The 12469-nt window shown below is 38.9% G+C and carries 14 protein-coding genes; all 14 read right to left on the bottom strand.

The features are described from left to right. Nucleotides 1–121: 121 nt before the first annotated feature. The 14 genes from dprA to ffh all read right to left on the bottom strand — a co-directional run bounded on the left by dprA (nt 122) and on the right by ffh (nt 12458). Nucleotides 122–1015, bottom strand: coding sequence for a DNA-processing protein DprA (gene dprA / locus SNE38_RS03355; protein ID WP_191702368.1), 894 nt, complete (start codon nt 1013–1015; stop codon nt 122–124). A gap of 105 nt (nt 1016–1120) precedes the next feature. After that, nucleotides 1121–2023 (bottom strand): succinate--CoA ligase subunit alpha, encoded by a 903-nt coding sequence (gene sucD / locus SNE38_RS03350; protein WP_191702367.1) that lies wholly within the window; start codon nt 2021–2023, stop codon nt 1121–1123. Next, nucleotides 2020–3201 carry an ADP-forming succinate--CoA ligase subunit beta gene (sucC, locus tag SNE38_RS03345; RefSeq protein ID WP_191702366.1) on the bottom strand — a complete coding sequence of 394 codons (1182 nt, stop codon included), beginning with the start codon at nt 3199–3201 and terminating at the stop codon, nt 2020–2022. The genes sucD and sucC overlap by 4 nt, the downstream gene beginning before the upstream one ends. A gap of 181 nt (nt 3202–3382) precedes the next feature. Next, a complete protein-coding gene (locus tag SNE38_RS03340; RefSeq protein ID WP_336045851.1) occupies nt 3383–3685 on the bottom strand; it encodes an EscU/YscU/HrcU family type III secretion system export apparatus switch protein in 303 nt (100 codons plus the stop codon). Beyond that, nucleotides 3682–5604: a hypothetical protein gene (locus SNE38_RS03335; protein ID WP_336045850.1), complete on the bottom strand. Its 1923-nt coding sequence runs from the start codon at nt 5602–5604 to the stop codon at nt 3682–3684. The genes SNE38_RS03340 and SNE38_RS03335 overlap by 4 nt, the downstream gene beginning before the upstream one ends. Nucleotides 5605–5608: 4 nt before the next feature. Continuing rightward, nucleotides 5609–6382, bottom strand: coding sequence for a ribonuclease HII (locus tag SNE38_RS03330; RefSeq protein ID WP_191702363.1), 774 nt, complete (start codon nt 6380–6382; stop codon nt 5609–5611). Nucleotides 6383–6573: 191 nt separating this feature from the next. Continuing rightward, nucleotides 6574–7527: a ribosome biogenesis GTPase YlqF gene (gene ylqF / locus SNE38_RS03325; RefSeq protein ID WP_191702362.1), complete on the bottom strand. Its 954-nt coding sequence runs from the start codon at nt 7525–7527 to the stop codon at nt 6574–6576. Nucleotides 7528–7736: 209 nt separating this feature from the next. Further along, nucleotides 7737–8300 carry a signal peptidase I gene (lepB, locus tag SNE38_RS03320; RefSeq protein WP_318245167.1) on the bottom strand — a complete coding sequence of 188 codons (564 nt, stop codon included), beginning with the start codon at nt 8298–8300 and terminating at the stop codon, nt 7737–7739. A 199-nt stretch (nt 8301–8499) separates the two neighbouring features. After that, complete coding sequence (gene rplS / locus SNE38_RS03315) at nt 8500–8844, bottom strand: 50S ribosomal protein L19 (RefSeq protein ID WP_191698429.1); 345 nt, start codon at nt 8842–8844, stop codon at nt 8500–8502. 131 nt (nt 8845–8975) lie between these two features. Continuing rightward, a complete protein-coding gene (gene trmD, locus SNE38_RS03310) occupies nt 8976–9704 on the bottom strand; it encodes a tRNA (guanosine(37)-N1)-methyltransferase TrmD (protein WP_336045849.1) in 729 nt (242 codons plus the stop codon). After that, nucleotides 9701–10222: a ribosome maturation factor RimM gene (rimM, locus tag SNE38_RS03305; RefSeq protein ID WP_336045848.1), complete on the bottom strand. Its 522-nt coding sequence runs from the start codon at nt 10220–10222 to the stop codon at nt 9701–9703. The genes trmD and rimM overlap by 4 nt, the downstream gene beginning before the upstream one ends. Before the next feature lie 248 nt (nt 10223–10470). Continuing rightward, nucleotides 10471–10704, bottom strand: a complete 234-nt coding sequence (locus tag SNE38_RS03300; RefSeq protein WP_008403311.1) for a KH domain-containing protein — start codon at nt 10702–10704, stop codon at nt 10471–10473. Nucleotides 10705–10731: 27 nt separating this feature from the next. Continuing rightward, nucleotides 10732–11004, bottom strand: coding sequence for a 30S ribosomal protein S16 (gene rpsP / locus SNE38_RS03295; RefSeq protein WP_008403312.1), 273 nt, complete (start codon nt 11002–11004; stop codon nt 10732–10734). 95 nt (nt 11005–11099) lie between these two features. Further along, complete coding sequence (gene ffh / locus SNE38_RS03290; RefSeq protein ID WP_336045847.1) at nt 11100–12458, bottom strand: signal recognition particle protein; 1359 nt, start codon at nt 12456–12458, stop codon at nt 11100–11102. Nucleotides 12459–12469: the final 11 nt, after the last annotated feature.

Raw genomic sequence — 12469 nt, 5'->3', positions numbered from 1 at the left:
GTTTTCCTCCTTATAGAGGTATTGTTATTTTCTTAAATTCAATCAAATGAATTTGTCAATGTTTTTCAAAGCTTTCCTGTTGCAAAATGTATAACAGATTGGCTAATAATGCAACTTTTTTTCAACGGTATTTTGAAAACATTTGTAATTCCTGAAGGATTTGAAAGCCATTCCATACCGGAATTGCCCCTTCTTTTATTAATTTATTTGTCCCGCGCGACTGCTCACTGAATATATTCCCAGGCACCGCAAACACTTCTTTTCCTTGTTCAAGTGCAAGCTCTGTAGTAATTAATGTACCGCTTTTAAGCGCTGCTTCTGTGACAATAAGTGCTTCACTTAGACCGCTGATAATCCGGTTACGTGCAGGAAAATGCCATTTCTGCACTCCTACATAGGGAGGGTATTCTGTTACTAATAAATGTTGGCTTGCCATATACTTGCTTAGTACTATATTTTCTTTCGGATAATTATGGAAGAACCCATGCCCTAATACACCAATTGTCTTTCCACCATAACCAATTGTTGCCTCATGTGCAAGTCGGTCTGCTCCTTTAGCAAGACCGCTGACTACGATAAATTGTTCATCGATTAGTGGAGGAATCAGCATTTTCAATACTTCCTCACTATAGTTTGTTGCACCTCTGGAACCAATGATCGCAATTATTTTTGACTTATTTAATAATTGTATATCCCCTTTTGCATAAAGAACTGCTGGTGCATCGTATAGTTGTTTCAAGCGTTGCGGATAAAATTGGCTTGTATAGGGAATGGCGTGAATATTTTCTTGTTCATAATATTTCGTCATCGATTTTGACAATAGTTCTTTGTAATGTCGAATAAGCTGTATTGCTTTTTCTTCTTTAATATTTAAATGTATTGCTAAATTTTTTGGTGAAAAATGTAATATTTTGTCGAAATCATCTAAAATAGTCATCAAATTTTGGAATTTTTGCCATGTTAGAGGAAGGATATAGTGTAGTTTTAATAGTTGTTCATTCAATAGATTCATCATTTCAACACTCCTTTTATAATAGAAGAAATTAAAATGACCGCTTTTAAAAATAGTGAGGTAGACATACGAAAAAGATGTAGCGAGGCGTCCGCTACATCTTTAATATTAATGTGTTTTACAAACTTCGTATAGACCTTTTTCTTTAATTACTTTAATTAATGTTTCACCAATAACGGAAGGTGTTGGGGCAACTTCAATTCCCGCTGCATTCATTGCTTTAATTTTCTCAGCAGCTGTTCCTTTACCTCCGGAAATGATGGCACCTGCGTGACCCATACGTTTACCTGGAGGAGCTGTTTGACCGCCGATAAAGCCTACTACTGGTTTCGTCATGTTAGCCTGAATCCATTCTGCAGCTTCTTCCTCCGCAGTACCGCCTATTTCCCCAATCATTACTACTGCATATGTTTCAGGGTCTTCATTGAACGCTTTAAGACAATCGATGAAATTTGTACCATTTACTGGGTCTCCACCGATTCCTACTGCTGTTGTTTGACCAATACCTGCTTGAGATAATTGATGTACTGCTTCATATGTTAATGTTCCAGATCTAGATACAACACCAACATGACCTTTTGTATGAATATAACCTGGCATAATACCAATCTTGCATTCTTCTGCAGTAATAACACCAGGGCAGTTTGGTCCAACTAAGCGCGTTTTTTTGCCTTCCATATAACGCTTAACTTTTACCATATCAAGGACAGGAATATGCTCTGTTATACAAATAGTCATATCCAAACCAGCATCCACCGCTTCAATAATTGCATCTGCTGCAAATGGTGCCGGAACATAAATTACCGATACGTTTGCACCAGTAGCATCCACAGCTTCCTGGACAGTATTGAATACAGGAACACCCTCAATTTCAAGACCGCCTTTACCTGGTGTTACCCCAGCAACGATTTTTGTTCCGTATTCCAACATTTGTTTCGTATGGAAAAGGGCTGTTTCTCCTGTAATCCCTTGTACGATTACTTTTGTGTCTTTGTTAATGAATACGCTCATGACTTAACCCCGCCTTCAGATTCAACTAATTCCACGATTTTTTGTGCGCCATCAGCCATAGAGTCAGCGGCTACAATATTTAAACCGGATTCATTTAATAATTTTTTACCAAGTTCTACGTTCGTTCCTTCTAAACGCACAACTAACGGAACTTTTAAGCCTACTTCTTTTGCAGCTGTAATAACACCTTCTGCAATGATGTCGCACTTCATAATTCCACCAAAAATGTTGACAAAAATACCTTTTACATTTTTGTCTGATAAAATAATTTTAAATGCTTCTGTTACTTTTTCAGCTGTTGCACCGCCCCCAACATCAAGGAAGTTTGCGGGTGAACCGCCGTAGTAGCTAATCGTATCCATCGTTGCCATTGCAAGACCTGCACCATTTACCATACAGCCAATGTTGCCATCTAAAGAAATATAGCTTAAGTCATATTTAGATGCTTCAATTTCCTTTGCATCTTCTTCATCAAAGTCACGTAATTCAACAATATCTTTATGACGATAGAGTGAATTCGCATCAAAATTGAATTTTGCATCAAGCGCCACTACTTGATCATCCCCAGTAACTACAAGTGGGTTAATTTCCACTGTCGATGCATCCTTATCGATAAATGCTTTATAAATGCCCAGCATCAACCCTACTGCTTTGTTGACTAATTTAGCCGGAATATTCATATTGAACGCCATGCGTCGCGCTTGGAAGGCATTTAAGCCTGTCACTGGATCAATGATTTCCTTGAAGATTTTTTCAGGATTTGATTCTGCTACTTCCTCAATATCCATACCGCCTTCTTCAGAACCCATCATTACTACTCTAGAAGTTGCACGGTCTAATACTAAACTTAAATAGTACTCTTTTTTAATGTCCGAACCTTCCTCTATATAAAGACGTTTTACTTCTTTACCGTCTGGACCTGTTTGGTGTGTCACTAAAATTTTGCCTAGCAGTTCCTTTGCGTAAGAGCGAACTTCATCTAAGTTTTTCGCGATTTTTACGCCCCCTGCTTTACCGCGCCCACCTGCATGGATTTGTGCTTTTACAACTGTTACATTTGAACCTAGTTCTTTCGCAGCCTTTACTGCTTCGTCTGGTGAAAACGCGACACTCCCTTTTGGAACCGCAACGCCGTACTGCCTTAATATTTCTTTCCCTTGATACTCATGGATATTCATGATACATCCTCCCATCGGACATTTGGAAATTATTCTACTAACATAATCTATTTTATACAATAATTCAGACAATGTCTATATTTGTCACACAAGCAATTTTTACTTTATTTTATGTCAAAAAATTCTCTCTAAATATATTTTCTGATTTCCCGAAAGATATATCCTCCTAAAAAGATAAACTTCACATTATTCTCTTGCTGTTTAAGGTTAGCTTGTGCTTGTCATCTAAGTGATAAATAAAGGCAAATACTTCAGCAACAGCCTGGTACAGTTCCTCTGGTATGGACGTATTTAAATCCAATTGGCCGAGCAGTTCTACTAAGTTTGGATCTTCATATATAGGTACATCATGCATGGTGGCTTGCTCTAGTATGTTGTCTGCAATTTTACCTTTTCCTTTTGCGATAACTGTAGGTCCACTACTTTTCTGAGAGTCATATGATAGAGCAATTGCTTCTTTTCGCACATATTTTTTTTCGTTCATACCCGAATATCCACACCACCTTGTTGTTGTTCTTCCGATTGTTTTGAAAGCTTTGAGCCAGTTGTTTTTATTTCCTGATTTCCAAAAGGTTTGATGAATAAACCGGATAATGTATATTCCTTGTCAAGTAAACCCGTCTTTAGTGTAGCTTTTAATGATTCAGCTAATGAATTCAGATTTGGAATATCATTATATACATTAATCGTTACTACCCGATTTTGTACTTGCATGTCAATGACGGTTTGTTGCAACGATTCCATATTTAAATAAAACATAATCCGCGCAAAATTGGCATCAATTTTACCATCTTCCTTCATACGGCCATTCCATTGAAGTGTTGCATCCATTTTCTTTCCGAAAAAGTCCAATGGCAGTTGCATTACAAGCTGATGCTGATGCCCGTTTTCTCCTGAAGACAGCTGCATGCCATTCAGTCTGGCCATTACCATCTCAGCCGTGTCCTTTAAGACAGTGGGGGTCTGAACATCTTGAAGAAGTGCTAATAGCTGCGGCTTAAGCTGCTGTGCAATCACTTGTATATCACCAGCCTTGTTTGCAAGCATTGCCTCATAGCTAACTCCCAGCCCTTTTAAAACTGTTTTTATTGCTTGTTCCATTGCACGGCTGTCTACAGCTGATTGTACTTGTGCCTCAGCTTGAGTAAGAGTGCTTTGCATGACTGGCTGTGGACTATCAGCCGTAACTTTCACTAAATTTCGCAAAAGCTGATCAGCGAGCGGGAGATTAGAATCCGGCTTAATCAATGAAAGAAGCTGGTCCTTTGCGGAAATTCCTTGGTCATTTTGTATAAATAACTTTGACGTTATACTTTCACTGTATCCACTTGTCAAGTGTTGCTGTATTTGGTTTGTCAATGCTTCTATTCCCTGTTTTGACGCAGGTATCTGTTCAAAACGTGTCATTAACTGCTGTAATTGCTGCTTTTGTGTTTGGGACAACAGATTTTCGTTATTAATCCAAGCCTTTACTTGATCCATCATCGGCTTTATATGCTCGGGGGCAGTTTGCGCCAACTGTCGCAGCATTTGCCCTGCTTCCTTTAGTAACGGTGATGCAGGAGATTGATTAATGGCTTGTTGGTTTGCCTGTTGATTAATATTTTGCCAATTGTGTATAGTTGCATTTTGCGGTAAAATTCCCGCTTCCTTTAAGATTGTCAGTGCTTGAAGCTTGGAAGCAATGGGCGCACCATTATCCACTAGTGTTTGTGTTGCCCGTGCAAGTAGTATGCCACCTGTTTCATTGTTCAACGGCTTTGCCAGCAGCTCGATTTGTTGGCGTAAATTTAATTTAATCGTTTCATTTCCGCCTGGTTGATTTGCCAACAGTTGAGCCAAATTTGCCAAATTGGTAGATAATCCATCAGTTTTTATTCCTTGTGTTAACGCTTGGAACACTGTATTCGTAAATGGCATCTTTAACTCAACCATTCGCTGCAATGCTTGTAGAGCATTATTTTTATCTACTCCGGGAGGCAAGGCTTTCATCCAACTTTCTGCAGCTAGCAACTGTTCTTTTGCAAGTGGGATCTGATTCTTCATAAAATGTGAGAGTACTTGTTGCATTTCATTCGATTTGGGTAAATTCATCGTTTCTAATAATTGGGACAACTGCTGTCCCGCTGTCATAGATTGGGACATGGGACCTGTTACAACTTTCAGCTCTGTTTGTGGATTCGTTGCGGTTACTTGAAAGAAATGTGCGTCCCCTAACTTTAAAGGCACTTCAAGCTTAGCCATAAGCTTTTGATTTCCTACTTGAACTTCCGCCATTTGATTTGGATATAGCTGCTTAATTGTCCCGTGAAATATTTGGTCTTGTTTCAATGATAATGGCTGATTTGCTGTCGTTTGTTGTGTCATATTTGTTTGGATGGAATTTGAAGATGCGAAGTTCATGCCATTACTCCCTTCTTTGAAGCATCGATTTTATCGGTTCAAATGTTTTTCGGTGATGAGCTGTTGGTCCATGCTGCTGGAGTGCTTCTAAATGCTGCTTTGTACCATAGCCGGCATGTTGTGCAAATCCGTATTGTGGGTGTTGTAAATCCAAGTTTTCCATATACTCATCACGTGCTGTCTTAGCTAAAATGGACGCTGCTGCAATCGCTAAACTACGTGCATCACCTTTTATTATTGACGCTTGGGGAATCGTTACCGATAACGTCATTGCATCCGCTAAAATAAAATGTGGCGTTGCCTCAAGTGCTTCTATACTTTTTAACATCGATTGCCGTGTCGCCTCATAAATATTCAAGCGGTCAATTTCTTCTACACTTTGAAAATGAACGGCATAGTAAAGTGCATGTTTTTTTATTCGCTCCGCATACTCTTTGCGCTTCTCCTTAGACAATAACTTTGAATCATTTACACCTAACAATTCCTGACAGTAATTTGGTAAAATAACTGCCGCTGTTACTACAGGTCCCGCTAATGGACCTCGTCCCGCTTCATCAGTACCTGCTATATAAGCGTCTTCATATGGCAGATACCCTGCATCAAATTGTAGTTTCTCGTCATGCGCTTTTTGCAGTACCTCTACTTTTTCTAAACGTTTTTGAAATTGCGTCCATACTTTCATTACACCTGCACGTTCATCTTGTGCAATCTGATCCATCCACGGCTCAATTTGTGTAGATGCCTTTAATGCTTCTGTTATCTCTTTGATTGTTTTCATTTATATTCCTCTAATCTTTTATGTTCATAGTAACTAATTATATAGAGTTGATTTCTATTACGGGTATAACTTTTGATCCTACCCTTAATTCCAATCAACTTAACTTTGGATCTAACTGTTATATCGTCTATTCTTTTTATTATAAAAGAAAAAACCTTTTTCAAATAATGAAAAAGGCTTTGCTCCTAATTTTATTGCTCAGTTTCTTGTTTTTGTTGGCGACGAAGTGCTGCTGTTTTTTGTCGACGTTCTTCATTTTCTATTTCAATCGCTTCCGCTAATTGCTCTTTTTCAACTTGCTCAGACACAAAGTCGAATGTGAGCTTTCCAAGATGCTGATCACGAATATCACGTACAATCAATACTGCTACTTGATCGTAATCAATTTCCCCACCTTGTCCAAATACACGACGTAATTTTCCAATGGCATCAAATGTTTCAACTAATTCTTCAGACACAGAGGAAATTTTATAACGTTCTTCCATTCGATTTGGGTAATGTAATGCTAAAAAGTTTAAGCCGTATACAGCCAAGTCTTCCATATTAGTAATTGTATCTTTAATGGCACCTGTCAGAGCAAGCTTGTAGCCGACTTCCTGATCCTCAAACTTCGGCCATAAAATACCTGGTGTATCCAGAAGTTCGATCTCTTTACCGACTTTAATCCATTGCTGTGCTTTCGTGATCCCTGGTGTATTTCCCGTCTTCGCTAAGTTTTTCTTTGCCAAACGGTTAATCAATGTTGATTTCCCTACATTCGGAATCCCTACAATCATTGCCCGAATTGCACGAGGCTTCATACCTTTTGATCTCATACGGTCCCATTTGTCAGCTAGGATCTCCTGTGCAGCTTTTGTGACCGCCTGTAAGCCTTTACCTTCCAATGAGTTGATTGCCACTGCCTTAAATCCTCTGTCAGCGAAATATTGAATCCAGCGACGTGTTTCATGCTCATCTGCCATATCCTGTTTATTTAAAACAAGTAGACGTGGTTTTTGATGGATTACCTCATCAATCATTGGATTACGTGATGATAAAGGCAAACGTGCATCCACCAGTTCAAAAATGATATCTACTAGCTTTAAACTTTCCGATACTTGACGACGCGCCTTTGCCATATGTCCGGGAAACCATTGAATTGTCATATTAATACCTCCTGAAAATAGTTCATATCTCTATTCATTTACAATTGTGTTACTCGTTCAGCCCAGACTTCCTGCTTTTTTTTAAAACTTAGAAACCCATTGCTTAGTTATTCACATTTGTGATAATGATAATTTCTTAAACAAAAAAATGAGGAGTTTAGACTATCCCCCTCATTTTAGACAATATTTATAATTTAGAACGATAAATATTATTTTACGATTTCAATTTCGCTTAATGGCCAGAAAATAATACTCGTATTACCGATAATTTCCTTTTGCTCGACAATACCGATATGACGACTATCTTTACTGAAGCGGCGATTATCGCCCATTACGAATACATAACCTTCTGGAATTACATCTAATGATGGATCAATATCTTTTAGGGAGAAGTCACCTGTTAAGTTGCCTTCGCTAATTTGTGCTTTATATGCATCTAAATATGGTTCATCAATCGCTTCACCATTAATGTATAGTTGGTCATCTTTATATTCCACAAAGTCTCCTGGAACGCCAATGACGCGTTTTATATAATCTTTTTGTTCAGGTGCGTGGAATACGACGATGTCAAAGCGACTAGGTTCGCCGATTTTATAGCTAAATTTGTTAACAATCATCCGATCACCATTCTCAAGGGTTGGCATCATTGAGTCCCCATCTACTACAATCGGTGTAAATAAAAAGTAGCGAATAAATGCGGCAATTGCAAACGCAATAAGTAGAGCTTTCGTCCATTCCCACAGCTCATTTTTTTCTTTTTCAGTTTTTTCCACGTAGCTATCCCCCTTGCTCATCACATTTATTGTATACGAAATATGTATTTCAAGCAAAAATCTAACCTGTATTTATTTATCCAACTAATAAGCTTTATGTATATAAACGTATATTTAATACAATTTATTTGAGAAAGAAAGAAAGAAAGAAAGAAAGAAAGAAAGGGACTTGTAGATACAAGCCCCTTCTAAATAGTTCTTATCGAATTTCTTTAATACGAGCAGCTTTACCACGTAGGTTACGTAGGTAGTAAAGTTTAGCACGACGTACTTTACCTTTACGAACTACTTCTAAATTAGCGATTTTTGGAGTGTGTACTGGGAAAGTACGCTCTACACCAACGCCGTAAGAAATTTTACGTACTGTGAAAGTTTCGCTAATTCCGCCACCACGACGTTTAATAACTACACCTTCGAATAATTGGATACGCTCACGAGTACCCTCAACGATTTTAACGTGTACCTTAACTGTGTCACCTGGTTTGAATGACGGTAAGTCTGAACGTAATTGATCTTTAGTGATCTCTGTAATAATGTTTGACATTGTTTTCTCTCCTTGGACAGATGCTCTTGCACGCTAATCTCAGCCACAGCGGAACACCGTAATTCAGTGCCTACATAGAAGCACAAAATGAATCTTATCATAAAATTTACAAGCTTGCAAGTAGTTTTGCTTTACATTTCACTCTTAATCTTTTCAAGCAATTTCAATTGTTTATCCGTCAATTCTAATGCATCGAATAAATCGGGTCTGCGTTCCAATGTACGGACAAATGATTGCTCCTCACGCCAGGCATCGATTTTCGCGTGATTACCTGACAACAGTATATCCGGTACCTTCATACCTCTAAAATCAGCCGGTCGTGTATAATGTGGATGCTCTAGTAGCCCTGTGGAAAATGAATCTTGGATATGCGAATCTTCCTGCCCAAGTACCCCCGGCAATAAGCGGACAACCGCGTCGATTACCGTCATGGCTGGAAGCTCTCCTCCTGTTAACACAAAGTCACCAATGGAAATTTCATCAGTTACAAGATATTGACGAATACGCTCATCATATCCTTCATAATGACCACATAAGAATACTAAATCTTCTTCCTTCGCTAATTCCTCTGCCTTTTTCTGGGTGAAGCGCTCACCTTGTGGGCACATTAAAATAACGCGTGGCTTGCGACCTTCCGTAATAGCCTCAACAGCATTAAACATTGGCTCTGGCTTTAATACCATTCCTGCACCACCACCATACGGGTAGTCATCAACCTGCTTTTGCTTATTTTCACTATAGTCCCGAATATCTGTTACTGCTAACTCCACCGCACCTTTTTCCTGAGCCTTTTTTAATATCGATGCACCAAAGACACCTGAAAACATGTCAGGAAATAAACTCAATACATGAATCTTCATTCTAATAGACCTTCCATTACATGAATAATAATTTTCTTCTCTTCGACATCGATTTCTTTTACGATATCCTCAATATAAGGAATGTAATGCTTTTTACCGCCTGATGCTTTAACTTCCCATACATCATTGGCGCCGGTTTCCAGAATGTCGGTTACAACTCCAACTAATTCGCCTTCTTCTGAAAACACTTCACAATCTTTAATTTCAAAGTGATAGTATTCGTTTTCATCCAGCTCGTCTTCTTCCAGCTGATCCATCGTTATTTTCAGTAGACCTTCCTTAAAAGGCTCCACTAGGTTAATGTTTTCCATTCCTTCAAATGTTACTAAAATAAAGTTTTTATGGCGACGGGATGAAGCGATTGTTACCCAAGTCGGCTTTTTATCATCCTTTTTAAATGCCGCTAATTTAGAACCTACAGCAAAACGCTCTTCTTCAAAATCTGTTGTCGATAAAATCCGAAGTTCTCCACGAACTCCATGTGTATTTACAATACGTCCTACATTAAACCATTCCATGTATATTCCACCTCTAATATCCCGTTGATTTCCATTTCGGTGGACGCTTTCCGCGGGCACGGCCTGAGCCTGTATCTCAGGCGACGGTGCTCCTGACGCTATGCTTTCGTCGCAAAATAAATTTCGCTCTTCCCGCTGGAGTCACCACCTCCATTCCAATCAACTAGTTGTAATCATTCAATAAAATATCGCTGATTGAATTATCATAACAAAAAAAGAAGGGTTAGCAAAATGCCACCCTTCTTTTATTAATCCAATATATCGACATATGTCTTTTTCTTCTGGTGGCCGCCCGCTGCTGAGTACACAATCGTACGAATTGCCTTCGCAACACGTCCTTGCTTGCCTATCACTTTCCCTCGATCCTCTGGATGAACAAAAAGCTTATAAACAACTCGATTTGAAGTTTCATCCGTCTCAATACGAACGTCTTCAGGATAATCGACTAATGGTTTAACAATTGCTTCAATCAGCTGCTGCATAATGCCACCTCCGAATTAATCATTGAATTATTTGCTGTATTTAGCGTTATGGAATTTTTCCATGATACCTTGTTCTGAGAACAGGTTACGTACAGTATCAGATGGTTTTGCACCATCAGTTAACCATTTAAGAGCTTTCTCTTCATCGATTTGTACTGTAGCTGGAACTGTAAGTGGGTTGTAAGTACCTACTGTTTCGATTTGACGGCCGTCACGTGGTGAACGAGCGTCTGCAACTACGATACGATAGAAAGGAGATTTTTTAGCTCCCATACGTTTTAAGCGAATTTTAACTGCCATTTTATATAGCACCTCCGAATAAGTTTCACACAAGATATTATATTATCAATGTCTTAGTGGTTTGTAAAGTGTTTTTTCTTAACACCCTATTTTTTTTATTTAAATAACGAATCTAAACCAGGCATTTTCATCTTTTTCTTACCTTTACCCTGCGTCATACCTGTCATTTGTTTCATCATTTTTTTCATATCTTCAAACTGCTTCAATAAGCGGTTTACTTCTTGAATTGTCGTGCCTGAACCAGTTGCGATACGTTTTTTGCGGCTCGCCGAAATAATTTCAGGGTTTGTCTTTTCTTTTGGTGTCATCGAATAAATAATTGCTTCAATGCGCCCCATTTGCTTTTCATCAACCTTGACATTATCTAAGCCCTTCATTTTGTTTGCACCTGGAATCATTTTTAATAATTCATCCAGCGGTCCCATTTTTTTCACGGCTTGAAGCTGCTCAATAAAGTCATCAAACGTGAAAGATTGCGTCATAAACTTTTCTTCAAGTTCTTTCGCTTTTTCCATATCAACGTTCGCCTGTGCTTTTTCAATGAGTGATAATACGTCACCCATTCCTAAAATACGTGATGCCATGCGTTCTGGATGGAATGGCTCCAATGCATCCATTTTTTCGCCCATACCAACAAATTTGATCGGCTTTTCAGTAACGGCACGGATTGATAAAGCCGCACCACCACGTGTATCACCATCTAATTTTGTTAAAACAACCCCCGTAATGCCGACTGCTTCATTAAAGTTTTGCGCAACATTTACCGCATCTTGACCTGTCATCGCATCAACAACTAAAAATACTTCGTCCGGCTCTTTTAATGCTCGAATATCCTTTAGCTCCTGCATCAGTTCTTCATCAATATGGAGACGGCCGGCTGTATCGATTAATACAACATCATGATGCTCTTCTTTTGCATGTTCAATCGCTTGACGTGCAATTTCAACTGGGGAGACTTCTGTACCAAGTGAGAACACTGGTAAAGAAAGCTGCTTCCCAATTGTCTGTAATTGCTGAACAGCGGCTGGACGATATACATCCGCTGCAACCAATAGTGGTTTTTTATTGTATTTTTTACGTAATACATTTGCCAATTTACCTGTAGTCGTCGTTTTACCGGCACCTTGTAACCCTACCATCATAATGATTGTTGGGGGACGGTTGCTGAATTTAATAGGGCTTTGTTCTCCACCCATTAGGTTCTTCAATTCATCCTGTACAATTTTAATGACCTGCTGACCAGGCGTTAATGACTTCATAACGTCGACGCCGACCGCACGCTCACTAACCTTTTTAACGAATTCTTTTACTACTTTTAAGTTTACGTCCGCTTCGATTAAGGCAAATCGGACTTCACGCATCATTTCTTTAACGTCTTGTTCCGTAACTTTCCCTTTACCTTTAATCTTTTGGATCGTACCTTGGAGTCGCTCTGCTAAACCTTCAAAAGCCAACTCGTTCGCCT

It is taken from the genome of Solibacillus ferritrahens, assembly GCF_037027585.1.
Classification (GTDB): Bacteria; Bacillota; Bacilli; order Bacillales_A; family Planococcaceae; genus Solibacillus; species Solibacillus ferritrahens.
Note: the sequence above shows the minus strand (reverse complement) of the source record. Positions and strands in the feature narration are given on the sequence as shown.

What these genes read in the sequence shown, in the direction of transcription:
- sucC (WP_191702366.1), bottom strand. Translation starts at nt 3,201, where the DNA reads ATGAATATCCATGAGTATCAAGGGAAAGAAATATTAAGGCAGTACGGC.
- SNE38_RS03340 (WP_336045851.1), bottom strand. Translation starts at nt 3,685, where the DNA reads ATGAACGAAAAAAAATATGTGCGAAAAGAAGCAATTGCTCTATCATAT.
- trmD (WP_336045849.1), bottom strand. Translation starts at nt 9,704, where the DNA reads ATGAAGATTCATGTATTGAGTTTATTTCCTGACATGTTTTCAGGTGTC.
- rpsP (WP_008403312.1), bottom strand. Translation starts at nt 11,004, where the DNA reads ATGGCAGTTAAAATTCGCTTAAAACGTATGGGAGCTAAAAAATCTCCT.
- ylqF (WP_191702362.1), bottom strand. Translation starts at nt 7,527, where the DNA reads ATGACAATTCAATGGTTTCCCGGACATATGGCAAAGGCGCGTCGTCAA.
- sucD (WP_191702367.1), bottom strand. Translation starts at nt 2,023, where the DNA reads ATGAGCGTATTCATTAACAAAGACACAAAAGTAATCGTACAAGGGATT.
- rplS (WP_191698429.1), bottom strand. Translation starts at nt 8,844, where the DNA reads ATGTCAAACATTATTACAGAGATCACTAAAGATCAATTACGTTCAGAC.
- dprA (WP_191702368.1), bottom strand. Translation starts at nt 1,015, where the DNA reads ATGATGAATCTATTGAATGAACAACTATTAAAACTACACTATATCCTT.
- SNE38_RS03335 (WP_336045850.1), bottom strand. Translation starts at nt 5,604, where the DNA reads ATGAACTTCGCATCTTCAAATTCCATCCAAACAAATATGACACAACAA.
- SNE38_RS03330 (WP_191702363.1), bottom strand. Translation starts at nt 6,382, where the DNA reads ATGAAAACAATCAAAGAGATAACAGAAGCATTAAAGGCATCTACACAA.
- SNE38_RS03300 (WP_008403311.1), bottom strand. Translation starts at nt 10,704, where the DNA reads ATGCAGCAGCTGATTGAAGCAATTGTTAAACCATTAGTCGATTATCCT.
- rimM (WP_336045848.1), bottom strand. Translation starts at nt 10,222, where the DNA reads ATGGAATGGTTTAATGTAGGACGTATTGTAAATACACATGGAGTTCGT.